Source organism: Actinophytocola oryzae (assembly GCF_004364325.1).
GTDB lineage: Bacteria > Actinomycetota > Actinomycetes > Mycobacteriales > Pseudonocardiaceae > Actinophytocola > Actinophytocola oryzae.
The window spans coordinates 603,824-618,858 of record NZ_SOCP01000004.1; the positions used below are offsets into that span (position 1 = coordinate 603,824).

13 protein-coding genes and 1 pseudogene are annotated in these 15,035 nt (G+C 71.9%); 9 read left to right on the plus strand and 5 right to left on the minus strand.

The window, feature by feature from the left end; genetic code table 11:
* Positions 1-15 precede the first annotated feature (15 nt).
* Both CLV71_RS50635 and CLV71_RS13800 read right to left on the minus strand, forming a co-directional pair.
* Positions 16-165: pseudogene (locus CLV71_RS50635) on the minus strand (toll/interleukin-1 receptor domain-containing protein); the annotation flags it as partial.
* A gap of 75 nt (positions 166-240) precedes the next feature.
* Positions 241-1,002: an AraC family transcriptional regulator gene (locus CLV71_RS13800; RefSeq protein WP_243866425.1), complete on the minus strand. Its 762-nt coding sequence runs from the start codon at positions 1,000-1,002 to the stop codon at positions 241-243.
* A gap of 56 nt (positions 1,003-1,058) precedes the next feature.
* On the opposite strand from CLV71_RS13800, the gene CLV71_RS13805 reads away from it, so the two are divergent.
* Positions 1,059-1,628, plus strand: a complete 570-nt coding sequence (locus CLV71_RS13805; RefSeq protein WP_133903090.1) for a class I SAM-dependent methyltransferase — start codon at positions 1,059-1,061, stop codon at positions 1,626-1,628.
* Between the two features lie 96 nt (positions 1,629-1,724).
* Here CLV71_RS13805 and CLV71_RS13810 read toward each other — a convergent pair whose 3' ends face one another.
* Positions 1,725-2,378 (minus strand): ACT domain-containing protein, encoded by a 654-nt coding sequence (locus CLV71_RS13810; protein ID WP_133903091.1) that lies wholly within the window; start codon positions 2,376-2,378, stop codon positions 1,725-1,727.
* 209 nt (positions 2,379-2,587) lie between these two features.
* Between CLV71_RS13810 and gatC the strand changes: the two genes are divergently transcribed.
* From gatC to CLV71_RS13830, 4 genes are read left to right on the plus strand one after another with little or no spacing between them, the layout of a single operon-like run.
* Positions 2,588-2,887: an Asp-tRNA(Asn)/Glu-tRNA(Gln) amidotransferase subunit GatC gene (gene gatC, locus CLV71_RS13815; protein ID WP_133903092.1), complete on the plus strand. Its 300-nt coding sequence runs from the start codon at positions 2,588-2,590 to the stop codon at positions 2,885-2,887.
* Positions 2,884-4,395 (plus strand): Asp-tRNA(Asn)/Glu-tRNA(Gln) amidotransferase subunit GatA, encoded by a 1,512-nt coding sequence (gatA, locus tag CLV71_RS13820; RefSeq protein ID WP_133903093.1) that lies wholly within the window; start codon positions 2,884-2,886, stop codon positions 4,393-4,395. Before gatC ends, gatA begins: the two co-directional genes overlap by 4 nt.
* A 5-nt stretch (positions 4,396-4,400) precedes the next feature.
* Positions 4,401-5,894: an Asp-tRNA(Asn)/Glu-tRNA(Gln) amidotransferase subunit GatB gene (gene gatB, locus CLV71_RS13825; RefSeq protein ID WP_133903094.1), complete on the plus strand. Its 1,494-nt coding sequence runs from the start codon at positions 4,401-4,403 to the stop codon at positions 5,892-5,894.
* Between the two features lie 60 nt (positions 5,895-5,954).
* A complete protein-coding gene (locus CLV71_RS13830; protein WP_133903095.1) occupies positions 5,955-8,936 on the plus strand; it encodes an AfsR/SARP family transcriptional regulator in 2,982 nt (993 codons plus the stop codon).
* Between the two features lie 12 nt (positions 8,937-8,948).
* Here the strand turns inward: CLV71_RS13830 and CLV71_RS13835 are convergent, their stop codons facing one another.
* Positions 8,949-9,464, minus strand: a complete 516-nt coding sequence (locus CLV71_RS13835; protein WP_133903096.1) for a hypothetical protein — start codon at positions 9,462-9,464, stop codon at positions 8,949-8,951.
* A 224-nt stretch (positions 9,465-9,688) separates the two neighbouring features.
* On the opposite strand from CLV71_RS13835, the gene CLV71_RS13840 reads away from it, so the two are divergent.
* Positions 9,689-10,885 (plus strand): alpha/beta hydrolase, encoded by a 1,197-nt coding sequence (locus CLV71_RS13840; RefSeq protein ID WP_208297542.1) that lies wholly within the window; start codon positions 9,689-9,691, stop codon positions 10,883-10,885.
* Here the strand turns inward: CLV71_RS13840 and CLV71_RS13845 are convergent.
* Complete coding sequence (locus CLV71_RS13845; protein WP_133903097.1) at positions 10,882-12,063, minus strand: PQQ-dependent sugar dehydrogenase; 1,182 nt, start codon at positions 12,061-12,063, stop codon at positions 10,882-10,884. The two genes, CLV71_RS13840 and CLV71_RS13845, sit on opposite strands and share 4 nt — an antisense overlap.
* 52 nt (positions 12,064-12,115) lie before the next feature.
* On the opposite strand from CLV71_RS13845, the gene CLV71_RS13850 reads away from it, so the two are divergent.
* Genes CLV71_RS13850 through hemW form a run of 3 tightly spaced genes read left to right on the plus strand, consistent with a single transcriptional unit; the run spans position 12,116 to position 14,994 of the window.
* Positions 12,116-13,018 carry an NAD(P)-dependent oxidoreductase gene (locus CLV71_RS13850; RefSeq protein WP_243866426.1) on the plus strand — a complete coding sequence of 301 codons (903 nt, stop codon included), beginning with the start codon at positions 12,116-12,118 and terminating at the stop codon, positions 13,016-13,018.
* Positions 13,019-13,068: 50 nt separating this feature from the next.
* Positions 13,069-13,755, plus strand: a complete 687-nt coding sequence (locus CLV71_RS13855) for a DoxX family protein (protein ID WP_166664080.1) — start codon at positions 13,069-13,071, stop codon at positions 13,753-13,755.
* 12 nt (positions 13,756-13,767) lie between these two features.
* Positions 13,768-14,994, plus strand: coding sequence for a radical SAM family heme chaperone HemW (gene hemW / locus CLV71_RS13860; protein WP_133903099.1), 1,227 nt, complete (start codon positions 13,768-13,770; stop codon positions 14,992-14,994).
* The last annotated feature ends 41 nt before the right edge of the window (positions 14,995-15,035 follow it).

Sequence of the window (15,035 nt, forward strand, 5' to 3'; positions counted from 1 at the left end):
ACCGGCACTCTTCCCTGCCTGCTCGACCTTGTGATGAACGAGATCGCCCACCTCCGGCTCGAGAACGTCGAGCCACCCGTCAACGTGGTGCTCCCGCAGATCGGCGGCGAGCCGTTCGACGAACCGCTTGTTCGTTCGCGAGTAGGACAGGAAGACGTCGCGCATCTCATCTCCTGGTCGAGCCTCGGGCGGATGGCATGGTGCAGTCCGCCACCGTTCGGCATCGGCTATGCCCGATGGTCAGGAGCCGAAGCACCGGGCGGGCGTGATCCCGACCTCGCGGCGGAACGCCGCGATGAACGCGCTCGTCGTGCCGTAGCCGACGCGCCGCCCCACGACCGCGACCGGTGTGCCCGCGGCCAGCAGCTCCAGCGCCGCGCGAACACGCAACCGGGTCCGCCACCGGCCGAAGCCCACCCCGGTCTCCGCGACGAACAGCCGCGACAGCGTCCGCTCGCTCGTCCCGACCAGACGTGCCCACCCAGCCGCGTCGTGAGGGTCGGTCGGGTCGGCGGCGAGCGCGTCGGCCACGCGCACGGCCCGGTCGTCGCGTGGCCAGGTCAGCTCCGCGGACGCGACCGGCGCCGGCTCGAGCACGTCGAACAGCACCGCCTCCGCCCGGCCGCGTGCCTCCTCCGGCAGCGGACCGGACAGGTGACCGATCAACGCGGCGAGCATCGGCACCGCCGCGAGCACCGTCGGCACTGTCCACAGTGCCGGGCACCGCTCGCGCCTCAGGTAGAGGCTGTGCATGTCCGCGACCGACGCGCCGGCCGTCGTGTGCGGCACCCCTGCCGGGATGAACAGCGCCCGGCTGGGCGGCAGCACCCACGTCGTGTCCGCCACCCCGACCGTCACGACCCCGCTGCGTGCCCACACCAACTGGTGCAGTGGGTGCGTGTGCGTGACGTAGCGCATGCCCCGGGTGAGCGAGAACCGCCCGACCAACGCGACACCCGACGTCGGCGAGACCCACTCGACGGCATGTCCGGAAAGCGACACAACTTGACAGACTACGTGGTTCCGGCCGCGGCCACGACGGCCGTAACGTCGCCGTCATGCCGATGAACAGGATCCACCGCAAGATCTGCCAGTCGGACGAGTGGGCCACCAGGATGCGCAGCTCGGTCCTGCCGTGGGCGGTCGGCGACGTCCCACTCGACGGCGACGTCCTCGAACTTGGCCCCGGCTACGGCATCACGACCCGTTGGCTCGCCGACCACGGCGGACGCCTGACCGCGGTCGAGGTGGACCCGAAACTGGCCACCGACCTGCGGACGAGGTTCCACGGCGAGGTGGACGTCCGCGAGGGCGACGGCGCGGCGCTCCCGTTCGCGGACGAGTCCTTCGACGCCGTCGTCTGCTTCACGATGCTGCACCACGTGCCGTCGCCGGAGCAGCAGGACCAGCTGTTCGCCGAGGCACGACGGGTGCTGCGCCCGGGCGGCGTGTTCGCCGGTTCGGACAGCAGGCTCAGCCTGCGGTTCCGGATCATCCACCTCGGCGACACGATGGTCCCGGTGCCACCCGACACCCTCCCGACCCGCCTGCGTGGCGCGGGTTTCGAGGAGGCGAACGTCGGCCTCGACGACCGCTCGATCCGCTTCCACGCGACCCGGCAGCCCTGACCCCGGCCTGGGCGTACTGAAGGACGCCTTCGTAACGCTGGGCGTACTGAAGGGAGCCTTCGTAACGCTGGGCGTACTGAAGGGAGCCTTCAGTACTTAGCCCGAGAGCACCACCGCGATGATGCCCGCCAGGTGCGCGAGCCTCGCCACCTCGGCGGCGCGGAACTGCGGCCCGCCCGGCCGCCCCACGAGCAGCACCCGGTCCGGCTTGCCGAGCGGCGTGGCGGCCAGCTCCGTGCCGAGCTCCTTCCACGTCTCCGGCACCCACGCCTCCTCACCGTCCAACCCCGTGGCACGGGCCAGCGGCAGGAACGGCAGGTCGAGCGTCTTGAGCTGGGGCGCGGCCGTCGAGGCACTCAGCGTCCTCGCCGCCCCGTGCTCGGGGCCGACGACCAGCGCCCAGCCCGCCCGGATGATCCGCGGGACACCCTCGGTGAAGATGGTCAGTCCCTCGTCCGGCTGAGCGGCGACCTCCTCCACCAGCTCCAGCTCACGGTGCGTGTCGAGGACCCCGGCGTACGGTCGCACCGCGTCCACCTCGACATCGTCGACCGACTCGGCGGCCGTGATCAGCACGTCCGGCAGCCGACCCTTGGGCAGCTCGACGACCAGGTCGTCGATGGCCGTGCCCGAGTTCCGTTCCACGACGTCCACGGACAGGATGTCGGCCCCGATGGCCCCGAGGGCGGTCGCGACCGCCCCGAGCGCTCCCGGAACGTCCGGGAGCTGGACCCGGATCAGGAAGGTCAAGGCGAACGCCTCCCGCTGCGTAGGTGTCGATCTCGTGCCGGCCGAGAATTGTCCCAGACGCCGGCACTCCACCGGCCCGGCCGTCCATTCCCCGGGACGACCAGGTTCAACGCCTAGCTAACCACCTCGATAACCCGTTCGTGTGTCAGCCAGGGGCACAAATAAACTCGGCCCACATATCGAAGACGACCTACACAGGAGCTCGTCCCGTGCCCAATATCTCCCGCGACGAGGTAGCCCACCTCGCTCGCCTCGCCAGGCTAGCCGTCACCGAAGAGGAACTGGACATGTTCGCAGGTCAGCTGGACGTGATCCTGCAGTCGGTGGCGCGGGTCGGTGAGGTCGCGGCCGACGACATCCCGCCCACCTCACACGCCGTGCCGCTCACCAACGTGTTCCGTGAGGACCTCGTGCGTCCGGGTCTCACACAGCAGCAGGCACTGGCCGGCGCGCCGGCCGCCGAAGAGGGCAGGTTCCGGGTGCCGAGGATTCTGGGAGAAGAAGCGTGAACGAGCTGACGAAGCTGACCGCCGCCGAGCTGGCGGCGAAGATCCAGGCCAAGGAGGTCTCGGCCGTCGAGGTCGCGCAGGCCCATCTCGACCGGATCACCGCGGTGGACAAGTCCGTCAACGCGTTCCTGCACGTCGACACCCGGGGCGCGCTGTCGGCCGCCCGCGCGGTCGACGAGGACGTCGCCGCGGGCCGTGAGCCCGCCTCACCGCTCGCCGGCGTGCCGCTGGCGCTCAAGGACGTCTTCACGATGTCCGGCCTGCCGACCACCTGCGGCTCGAAGATCCTGGAGAACTGGATCCCGCCTTACGACGCGACCGTCACCCGCAAGCTCCTCGAGGCGGGCATCGTCATCCTCGGCAAGACCAACATGGACGAGTTCGCCATGGGCTCGTCCACAGAGAACTCGGCGTTCGGCCCCAGCCACAACCCGTGGGACCTCGACCGCATCCCCGGCGGCTCCGGCGGCGGCTCGTCGGCCTCGCTCGCCGCGTTCGAGGCGCCGCTCGCCATCGGCACCGACACCGGCGGCTCGATCCGCCAGCCCGCCTCGGTCACCGGCACGGTCGGCGTCAAACCCACCTACGGCGGTGTCTCCCGCTACGGCCTGGTCGCCTTCTCGTCCTCGCTCGACCAGGGCGGCCCGTGCGCGCGGACCGTGCTCGACGCGGCACTGCTGCACGAGGTGATCGCCGGCTACGACCAGCTCGACTCCACCTCCATCAACGCGCCCGTCCCGCCGGTCGTGAAGGCCGCCCGCGAGGGCGCGAACGGCGACCTGTCCGGCGTCCGCGTCGGCGTGGTCCGCGAGTTCCAGGGCGACGGCTACCAGGCGGGTGTCACGACCGCGTTCGAGCAGGCCGTCGAGGTGCTCAAGGGCATGGGTGCCGAGGTCGTCGAGGTCTCCTGCCCGCACTTCACCTACGGCCTGCCGGCCTACTACCTGATCGCGCCCAGTGAGGCGTCCTCGAACCTGGCCCGCTTCGACGCCATGCGCTACGGCCTGCGGGTCGGCGACGACGGCGAGGCCAGCGCGGAGCAGGTCATGGCGCTCACCCGTGAGGCGGGCTTCGGCCCGGAGGTCAAGCGCCGCATCATGATCGGCACCTACGCGCTGTCCTCCGGCTACTACGACGCCTACTACGGCCAGGCGCAGAAGGTCCGCACGCTCATCTCGCGTGACTTCGAGAACGCGTTCGAGCAGGTCGACGTGCTGGTCTCGCCGACGACGCCGACCACCGCGTTCCGCATCGGCGAGCGCGTGGACGACCCGATGGCCATGTACCTCGCGGACCTCTGCACGATCCCGGCCAACCTCGCGGGCACACCTGCCATGAGCGTCCCCGCCGGTCTCGCCGCCGACGACGGGCTGCCGGTCGGCCTGCAGGTCATGGCACCCGCGCTCCAGGAGGAACGCATGTACAAGGTCGCGGCCGCCTACGAGGCCGCGCGTGACGCCGCTGCCGGTGGCGCCCTGATCAACCGCGTCCCGGCGCTGGAGGCATGAGGAAGATGACGACTGTCCTGGACTACGACGAGGTCATCGAGCGCTTCGACCCGGTGCTGGGCCTCGAGGTGCACGTCGAGCTGAACACGCACACGAAGATGTTCTGCGGCTGCCCGACGGCCTTCGGCGGCGAGCCCAACACGCAGGTCTGCCCGACCTGTCTCGGCCTGCCCGGCTCGCTGCCCGCGGTCAACGCGATGGCCGTCGAGTCGGCGATCCGCATCGGCCTGGCGCTGAACTGCGACATCGCGCCGTGGTGCCGGTTCGCGCGGAAGAACTACTTCTACCCGGACATGCCGAAGAACTTCCAGACGTCCCAGTACGACGAGCCGATCGCGTTCAACGGCTCGCTCGCGATCACGCTGGACGACGGCACGATGGTCGACGTCGCCATCGAACGTGCCCACATGGAGGAGGACACCGGCAAGTCGCTGCACGTCGGCGGCGCGACCGGCCGGATCCACGGCGCGAGCCACTCGCTGCTCGACTACAACCGCGCGGGGGTGCCGCTGATCGAGATCGTGACCAAGCCGATCACCGGCACGGGCGCACGGGCACCCGAGGTGGCACGTGCGTACGTCACCGCACTGCGGGACCTGTTGCGGGCTCTGGGGGTCTCGGACGTCCGCATGGACCAGGGCTCGCTGCGGTGCGACGCGAACGTGTCGCTGATGGCCAAGGACGCCACGGAGTTCGGCACCCGCACGGAGACCAAGAACGTCAACTCGCTGCGGTCCGTCGAGCGGGCGGTGCGGTTCGAGATGACGCGTCAGGCGGCGGTGCTGTCCGACGGCGGCTCGATCATGCAGGAGACCCGCCACTTCGAGGAGGCGAGCGGCACCACGCGTGCGGGCCGCCGCAAGGAGACCTCCGAGGACTACCGGTACTTCCCGGAGCCGGACCTGGTGCCGATCGCGCCGTCGGCAGAGTGGGTCGAGAAGCTGCGTGCGACGCTGCCGGAGATGCCGTGGGAGCGCCGCAGGCGCATCCAGGAGGACTGGCAGCTGACCGACCTCGAGCTGCGGGACCTGGTCAACGCGGGTGCCGTGGACCTCATCGCGGCGACGGTCGACGCGGGCGCGTCCCCTGCCGAGGCTCGCGCGTGGTGGGTCGCCTACCTGGCGCAGGAGGCCAACGCCAAGGGCATCGAGCTGGCGGAACTGCCGATCACGCCCGCGCAGGTCGCGCGGGTCTCGGCGCTCGTGGCCGAGGGCAAGCTGAACAACAAGCTGGCCCGCAGCGTCATCGACGGTGTGCTGGCGGGCGAGGGCGAGCCGGACGAGGTCGTCGCGGGGCGTGGCCTCGCGGTCGTGTCCGACGACAGCGCGCTGTACGCGGCGGTCGACGAGGCGCTGGCCGCCCAGCCGGACGTCGTGGAGAAGATCCGCGCCGGGAAGGTGGCGGCGGCGGGCGCGATCGTCGGCGCGGTCATGAAGGCGACGAGGGGACAGGCCGACGCCAAGCGTGTCCGGGAGCTGATCCTGGAGCGTTGCTCGTAGTCCGGGAGTCCGCCGTTCGGATGACTTCTGTCGGTGGGCGCCGCTAGCATGCCCGGCGCTATGACAACGCGGTTCGGCGTGCTGGGGCCCCTGCAGATCACCGGCCATGACGGCCGGTGGCTGCGCCTGCGTGGAGAGCGGCAGCGCTCACTGCTCGCGATGCTGCTCTTCCACGCGAACCAGCGCGTGCCGACCGAACGGCTCGTGGACGCGTTGTGGCCGGGCATCCCGCCGAAGTCGTACGCGTCGAACCTGCACACGTACGTGTCGCGGCTGCGGGAACGCCTCGGTGACACGGAGATCGACCACGCGGGTCCCGGCTACCGGCTGCTCGTCGCCGACGGCGACCTCGACCTGCTGACGTTCCGCGACGCCAGCGAGACGGGCCGCCAGGCACTGCGCGACGGCGACCCGGACGCCGCCGCCAGGCACCTGCGGCGGGCGCTCGCCCAGTGGCGCGACCGCCCGCTCGCCGACCTCGCCCTGCCCGCGCTCGACGCCGAGATCGCACGCCTGGAGACCGAGCGGCTCACGGTGTTCGAGGACTGCGTCGACGCCGAGCTGGCCGCGGGCAGGCACACCGCCCTGGTGGGGGAGCTGCAGGCCGCGGTCGCCGAGCACCCACTGCGGGAACGGTTGGTAGGCCAGCTCATGCGTGCGCTCCAGGGCGCGGGCAGGCAGGCCGACGCGCTGGGGGTCTACCGGGACGCGCGGTCGACGCTGGTCGACGAGACCGGCCTCGAACCGGGTGCCGAGCTGCGTGGGGTGCATGCCGAGATCCTGCGTGGCGACGAGTGGCCGATCCGGCAGCTGCCCGCCGACATCCGCGCGTTCACCGGCCGCGACGACGTCGTCGACGAGCTGACGACGCTGCTCACCGGCCCCGACTGTCCGCCGGTCGTGCTGACGGGGGCGCCGGGCGCGGGCAAGAGCACGCTCGCCGTCCGCGTCGCACACCGCCTCGCCGAGCGGTTCCCGGACGGTCAGCTCTACGCCCACCTGGCAGGTGCCACCGCGGCCCGCCGCCCCGACGACGTGCTCGCCGACCTCCTGCGCAGCCTGGGCGTCACCGGCCCCGGCATCCCGGACAGCACGCAGGCCAAGGCGGCCGTGCTGCGCAGCCGCCTCGCGGGCCGCCGTGTGCTGCTCATCCTCGACGACGCCGCCGACCCCGACCAGGTCGGCCCGCTGCTGCCCGGCACCCCGGGCACCCCGGTACTGGTCACGAGCCGGCGCAGGCTGACCGGCCTGGTCGACGCGCACCGCGTCACCGTCGGCTCGCTCACCGACGACGAGGCGGTCGCCCTCCTCGCCGCCGTGGCGGGCCCCCGCGTCGCCGCCGATCCCGATGGCGCCCGCCGCATCGCCGCGGCCTGCGGCAACCTGCCGCTGGCGCTGCGGATCGCGGGCAGCAGGCTCGCGCTGCGGCCACAGCTGCGGCTGACCACGCTCGCCGACCGCCTGGCGGACCAGCGGCAGCGGCTGGACGAGCTGTCGGCGAGCGACCAGCAGGTCCGGTCCAGCCTCGCGCTCAGCTACGACGCGCTGTCCGAGCCCGCGCGGGCCACCTTGAAGCTGGTCGGCGCCGCGAACGTGACCAACCTGCCCGCCTGGGCCGTCACCGTCCTGCAGGACAGGGTCGCGGGGGAGGGCGCGGTCGACGAGCTGCTCGAGGCGAGCCTCGTGGAGCCCGCCGGCGTGGACCGGTGCGGCGAGCCGAGATACGCGACGCACGACCTCGTGCTGGCGTTCGCCCACGAGCGGCTGCACGCCGAGGACGGCCTCGAGACGTGCGAGGACGCGACCAGCAGGCTCCTCGACGGGATCCTGGCGGTGGCCGACCTGCTCGGTCGCGACCTGCCCCCGGTGTTCCCCCCGGTCGACGAGGGGGAGTCGGTGCCCGCCGCGCCGCTGTCCGGGGAGACGCGTGCGCGGTACGGCGCCGACCCCGAGGCGTGGTTCGCCAGTGAGCGTGCCGCGCTGGTCGACGCGATCGGCCGGACCGCGCGCTACGGGCGCCACCGGATGGCGGCGCGGATCCTCGAGCGGCTGTCGAGGTACCTGTGGCCACAGGGCGCCTACGCGGATCTGCGGCTGTGTGCCACGGCGGTACGCGACGCCGCCCGCGTGGCAGGCGACGAGCGGGTGGAGGTGTGGGCGGAGGCGGTGCACGCGCGGGTGCTGCACGTGCGTGGCCACTATGCCGACGCGGTCACGACCTACCGCTGGTGTGAGGCGCGGCTTGGCACGGACCCGGCGCTCGCGTGGGTACTGACGAACCTGGCCGACTGCCTGACCGGCCTCGGCGTGCCGGAGGAGGCACTGGCGCTGACCGACCGCGCGGCCGGACTGTCCACGTCGGACTCGGTGGCGGCGGCCAGGTCCGCCGCGCTGAACCGGTTGGGGCGTCCGGCCGAGTCGGTCCGCGTGGACACCGGCGCGCTGGCCGTGGCGCGTGAGTCCGCGCGGCCGCACGCGGTGGCGCGGGCGCTGCAGAGCCTGTCGTGGAGCCTCGCACTGACCGGCGACCTCGACGCGGCGACCAGTGCGGCCGAGGAGGCGGTCGCGTTGCTGCGGGCGACCACCGCCCGGTCCGCGCTCGCCCGGTCGTTGCGCACGCTCGGTGCCATCCACGCAGGTCGCGGTGAGCGGGCCAGTGCGTTGGCCGCGTTCGCGGAGTGCCGGGCCATCGCCGAGCAGATCAACGAGGTGCCACGCGTGCTGTCGTGCAGGCGGGCCATCGCGGCGGGCTGGGTCGGTGACGGCCGCGCCGCCGAAGCGGTGACCGAGCTGCGGCTCTGTCTCGCCGCGTACCGGGACATGGGTAGCACGTCGTCGGTGACGATCACGCTGCGGCTGCTGGCGGTGGCCCTCGCCGCGGTCGGCGACCACGCCGTCGCGGCGGCCACCCAGGAGGAGGCCGACCGGATCGCCGACCCCCGCGACGCCAACGCGCAGGCGCTGGCGTCGCTGCTGCTGAACCTGACTCGGATGCCGGGCCCCTCGCTCCCGGCACCCGAGCAACTCAGCAGGCTGCCCTGAGGTCGGTCCCGGTCAGCGCACGGCCTTCGCGTAGCGGCCGTTGGCGGGCAGCCACGTGAAGATGATCGCCAGGATGCCGCCGACGATGGCGAGCAGCGACAGACCGGCCATGGTGCCGTTGGTCTCGTCGGCGAGCACGACCATGCTGAAGACCATGACGCCGACCGACGAGAGGGTCACCATGATCCGGGCCCACGTCGCGGCCTTGGTCATGCAGAGGCCGAACAGCAGCAGGGCGACACCCGCACCCGCCACGAGGTAGCCCCGCGTGGTGAAGGCGCTGACGAAGCCGTCGAGCGAGTCGTAGCCTGCGAGCTGCGAGGCCAGGTCCAGGTCGGCGTCGGAGAGCTGGCCGAGGCCCGCGTTCTCCAGCAGCTCCTTGATCAGCTCCTTGCCCCCGGTGGCGATCATGACGCCGTTTGCGATGGCCGCGAGCGCGGTGACCACGACGATGCCCAGGGCCGCGGTGAGCAGGCCGGGCCGGCGAACGGCCGTCGAAGTGGACGGCCCAGCCGAGATTGCGGACACGATTCTCCTTGGTAGTGAAGGGAAAAAGGGAAGATGACCACAGACACGACACCCCTCGAGTCGCGGTGGTCATCCGGGCGAGGAGGTTAGGGAACCGCGCCACACGGAGCGCACACAGAAGCGGTAGGGCTGGCCCCAGTGTGTTTCCGCCTGCCTGCCCCATCCCCTTCCCGGCCTCGGCGCGGCAGGGTTCTCCCATCGGAAAACCATTGGGAGGAAACGGAATGCGAAAAACAAGGGTGATCGCGGCGGTGCTGTGCGCGGGCATGCTCCTGCCCGGTGTTGCCATGGCGGCGCCCGCTCCCACCGCCGTCGAACACCGGTCCGAGGGGCACCTGGTGTCCGCGGAAGTGATCGACCGCCTGCCCCGCCAGGAGGTCGTCGACTACCTGGCCGGCTACGAGCTGGACACCTCGGCGGTCCGCAACGGCGTGGACCTCTACCTGCTGACCTACCGGACGGTCGGTGTGGACGGACGACCCACGACCGCGAGCGCGCTGACCGTCCTGCCGAACGGCCGCGACCACACGTTCCGCGCGGTCGCGTGGCTGCACGGCACCCGCGTGTTCCGCGGCGACACCGGCTCGGTCTCGGACAACCTCGACCGGGCGGCGGCGGTGCTGTTCGCCGGTTCCGGGTTCGCGACCGTGGCGCCGGACTACCTGGGACTCGGCACCGGTCCGGGGCACCACCCGTACATGCTGTCCGAGCCGACCGTCACGGCGACGACGGACGCGTTGCGGGCGTCCCGCTCCCTCGCCGCGCGGACGGGCAGGAAGCTCGACGGACGCGTGCTGGTCAGCGGCTTCTCACAGGGCGGCCAGGCGTCGATGATCGTCGGCAGGGCGCTGCAGCGCTCGCGGGAGTTCGACCTCGGTGCCATCGCGGGCATCGCGGGCCCGTACGACATCCGGGGCCAGGAAATGCCCGCCGCGCTCGACGGACGGCTCGACGGCATCAGCGCGACGATGTACCTCGGCTACGCGATCACGGCGTGGAACCGCGTCCACCCCATCTACGACTCGCCGTCCGAGGCGTTCCGCGCGCCGTACGACCAGGTGGTGGAGTCGATGTTCGACAGCGACCACCAGGAGGGCGAGGTCGTGGCCACGCTCCCGCACACACCGGAGGAGCTGTTCACCAACGAGTTCCTGGCCAGGCTCGCGCACCCCGACGGCGGCCTCGCCGAGGTCCTCGCGGCCAACGACGACCCGTGCGAGTGGCGGCCGAGCGTGCCGGTGCGCCTGTACGCGGGCACCGCCGACCGGGACGTCGTGTCCGACAACGCGACGAGCTGCCTGGAGGACCTCGGCGCACACAACACCAGGGACAGCCGCGTCGTGAACGTGGGCGCGGTCGACCACTTCACCTCGGCACGTGTCGCGTTGCCGCAGGTGCTGACCTGGTTCAACCGGCTCTAGTCGGGGCCGCCCGAGCCGCCGCCACCGGCCACCGCGATCACGAAGGCGCGGTCGTCGCTCGACACGGGGGCGCCGCCGTCCTTGTTGACGGTGCCCGCGACCGCCACCTGGTCGTTGATGGCGTCCACGCCGCCGAGCAGGCCGAAGCCCGCGGTCTTGTCGAGGGTGATCTCGGGCTTGCCGGAGAACGACCCATCGGACGCGAGGGGCAGGCGCTGCGCGTTGCCTGCCGTCGACATGACCACCAGCACGCCGGTGATCGTCGACGCACAGCCCGCCACGCCCGGCCGGTCCGGCCAGGTCCAGGCGGGGGAGGACATCTGCTTGCCCGGCTCGATCCGGTACAGGACGTCCTGGGTCGCGGCGCGGTCCGTGACCCAGGCGCCCGGGCCGTTCACGGAGGTGCAGACCCCGCCGGGTGCCCGCAGCCCGCTGGCGATGACCAGTGAGCCCTTGGTCGGGTTGCCCTGTGCGGGTTGTCCGGACGCGTCGAACCGCAGGATCTTGCCCGCGAGTGAGTTCAGGTCGCCCGCGGCCTGCGGGTTCCCGGTGTCGCCGGTGGCGAGGAGCAGGGCGCCGGTGCGGTCGAGCGCGAGCGCGCCCCGGTTGTTCGTCGCGCCGCGCGGGATGCCGGTGATGACCGGTTTCGGCACGTCACCCGGCGCGATCCGCACCACGCGGTTGTCGCTCGCGGTCGTGACGTAGGCGAAGATCAGCTGGTCCTCGGTGTAGGTGGGGGAGAGGGCGAGCCCCGTGAGACCGCCGTCCGTGCTCCCGTCCACCGGGACGGTCGCGATGACCTCCGGCTCGGCGCCGTGCTTGACCCGCAGGATCCGCCCGCTGCGCCGCTCGCCGACCAGGGCGGTCGGGTCGTTGCCGTCCCCGGGGAGCGCCGCGACCGCGGTCACGGTGTCGAGGCAGGTGCCGATGACGGTCGGGTTGTAGTCGGTGCAGCCGTCCGGGGGCGGGATCTCCGTCGGGGCGTTGCCCCCGCCCGCACCTTCCTCCTCCGGCTTGTTCTGGCCGGGGACCTGCGGCTCCGGGCCGCCCTGCGGGGTCAGCTGCTCCTGCGGCTGCCAGCTGTCGGCCGGCGGCTGCTCCGCGAACGTGGCGCACCCGGCGGTGAGCAGCACACCGCCGAGCACGCTCGCGACGAGCATGCGTGACCTCGAGGACATGCGTCCACGCTAGGGGCGCGGCCGTGAACCTCGGGTAAGTAGTGTGCCTGGTGTGATCACCGTGTTGGTGCCCGACGAGGCGGGCGAGGCCGCGCTGTCCGGCGTGGACGGCATCGACGTCGTGCGGTACGAGTCGGCCGATGACCTGCTGGAACACGCCGAGGTGCTGGTGCCCGGCTTCCTGGTCGAGTCGGACCCGGCGGCACTCGCGGCGCGCCTGCCGCACCTGCGGCTGATCCAGCTGCTCACGGCCGGTGCGGAGAACTGGATCGGCAAGGTGCCGCCGAACGTCACGCTGTCCACTGCCCGAGGTGCCCACGGTGGCAGCACGGCGGAGTGGGCGCTGACCGTGTTGCTCGCCGTGTACCGGGACCTGATCCCGTTCGAGCGAGGCCGCGTCGCCCGAACGTGGGAACGCACGCCGACGGAGACACTGCTGGACAAGCGGGTGCTGGTCATCGGCGCGGGAGATCTCGGCACCCAGCTGAAGCGCAGGCTGGACGCGTGCGATGCCCGGACAACACTGGTCGGATATCGGGCGCGAGACGGCGTGCACGGCATCGACGAGGTGCCCGACCTGCTCGGCTCACACGACGCGGTCGTGCTGATGGTGCCGCTGACGGCGGCCACCACGGGCATGGTCGACGCCGCGTTCCTGTCCAGGATGCGGGACAACGCCGTACTGGTGAACGCGGCGCGGGGCAAGGTCGTGAACACGGACGCCCTGGTGGCGGAGCTGGTCGCCGGGAGGCTGCGCGCGGCGCTGGACGTGACCGAGCCGGAGCCGCCGCCGCGGGGACATCCGCTGTGGACGGCCCCCAACCTGCTGCTCACCCCGCACGTGGCGGCGAGCGTCGAGGGCTACCAGGAGCGGGCGTACCGCGTGGTCGCGGCGGAGATCGCGAGGTTCGCCGCCGGGGAGCCGCTCCACAACGTGGTACACGGCGACTACTAATCGCGAGGTTGTACCGCCACCCGTTCGGCGGATGCCCTACCCTCCGCTGGGTGAGCACTGAAGACGACCGTGGCTTCTACACCACCGGCGACTCGTCCACGACGCAGAGCTTCGGGCCGTCGAGCGGGGGCTCGTCCTCCTTCTTCGACGACGACACCTCGTACTCGAACGCTCCGACCACGAACTTCTCCGGCTTCGCCGAGACGGATCCCACCGAGCCCGAGACGACCCCGAGGTCCACGAGGCCCGAGTGGCACCGGGGTCTCGACTTCGGCCTGCTGGTGCTGCGGCTGGCGCTCGGCGGGCTGTTCGTCGCGCACGGCCTGGACAAGCTGTTCGGCTGGTTCACCGATGCCGGCGGCATGAACAACACCAGGGAGCTGCTCAGCGGTTTCGGCTTCACCGAGCCGGGCGTCCTGTCCTGGGTGGTGGCCGTCAGCGAGACGGCCGGCGGTGTCCTGGTCGTGCTGGGCCTGTTCTTTCCGGCGGGCGCCGCGGCCATCCTGGCCGTGATGGCGAACGTCATCGTGGTGAAGGGCGACTGGAACCTGTTCCTGGGCACCGTCGAGCTGGAGATGATCTACGCGGCGACCGCCTTCGGTCTGCTGTTCACCGGCCCGGGTCGGTTCGCGCTGGACCGGCACACGCCGTGGTGGCGCAGGGCCCCGCTGTTCGGCTTCGTGTTCCTGGTGATCGCGGCGGGCCTGTCCGTGGTCACGCTGGTCGTGTGGCGCTGAGATACTGAGGACGTGCCCTCAGCACTCCCAGACGGCGACGAAGCGCCGGAAGACGGTGCTCTGCCCGAGTCGGCGTTGCACGGACTCGGGCGGCGGCCGTTCGGCGTGTACGTGCACGTGCCGTTCTGTGCCACACGCTGCGGCTACTGCGACTTCAACACGTACACGGCGTCGGAGCTGTCGCCCGGCTCCCCGAGTTCGTGGCTGGCGGCCGTCCACCGTGAACTGGCCCTGGCGGCGGAGGTCCTGGGCACCCCACCCGCGGCGGACACGGTCTTCGTAGGCGGCGGCACCCCGTCCCTGCTGGGCGCGGCCCCGCTCACGGAGATCCTGTCGGCGATCCGTGAGACCGTGGGGCTGGCCCCGGACGCCGAGGTGACCACGGAGTCCAACCCGGAGTCGACGTCCCCGGAGTTCTTCGAGGCACTGCGCGAGGCGGGGTACACGAGGATCTCCCTGGGCATGCAGTCGGCCGCGCCACACGTCCTGTCGGTGCTGGACAGGGTCCACACGCCAGGCCGACCCACGGAGGCGGCCCGCGAGGCGAGAAGGGCCGGCTTCGACCACGTGAACCTGGACCTGATCTACGGCACCCCGGGCGAGACGCCGGACGACCTGACCCGGTCGCTGGACGCGGTCCTGGAGGCTGGCGTGGACCACGTGTCGGCGTATGCCCTGATAGTGGAGCAGGGCACGGCACTGGCCCGCCGAATAGCAAGAGGCGACCTCCCGCACCCGGACGACGACGTCCTGGCGGACCGCTACGAGCAGGTGGACGAGGCACTGTCGTCGGCCGGCCTGCACTGGTACGAGGTCTCGAACTGGGCGAGTGAGCCCAAGGCCTGGTGCCAACACAACATGGGCTACTGGCACGGCGCCGACTGGTGGGGGGTGGGTCCTGGCGCCCACAGCCACGTGGGCGGCGTCCGCTGGTGGAACGTGAAGCACCCGGCCCGCCACGCCGCGCTGCTGGCAGGGGGCAGGTCCCCGGCGGCGGCGAGGGAGACCCTGACGGCCGAGGACCGCCACCTGGAACGGGTGATGCTGGAGCTCCGTCTGGTTGACGGCCTCCCGGTGGACGTCCTTCCCGTCGAGGCTCAGGCAGAAGCACGACGCGCCGCGGACGAGGGTCTACTGGACGAAGCGGCCCTTGCGGGAGTGAACGGCCGCTTCGGGCGGTGTGTCCTGACGAGAAGAGGCCGCCTCCTGGCCGACGCGGTAGTCCGCCGCCTGACCTGACAGCCGGCCCGACGTTCGGCCATCCGGCTCCCCAGCGGGCG

What these genes read in the sequence shown, in the direction of transcription:
- CLV71_RS13805 (WP_133903090.1), top strand. Translation starts at nt 1,059, where the DNA reads ATGCCGATGAACAGGATCCACCGCAAGATCTGCCAGTCGGACGAGTGG.
- CLV71_RS13830 (WP_133903095.1), top strand. Translation starts at nt 5,955, where the DNA reads ATGACAACGCGGTTCGGCGTGCTGGGGCCCCTGCAGATCACCGGCCAT.
- CLV71_RS13840 (WP_208297542.1), top strand. Translation starts at nt 9,689, where the DNA reads ATGCGAAAAACAAGGGTGATCGCGGCGGTGCTGTGCGCGGGCATGCTC.
- CLV71_RS13845 (WP_133903097.1), bottom strand. Translation starts at nt 12,063, where the DNA reads ATGTCCTCGAGGTCACGCATGCTCGTCGCGAGCGTGCTCGGCGGTGTG.
- gatB (WP_133903094.1), top strand. Translation starts at nt 4,401, where the DNA reads ATGACGACTGTCCTGGACTACGACGAGGTCATCGAGCGCTTCGACCCG.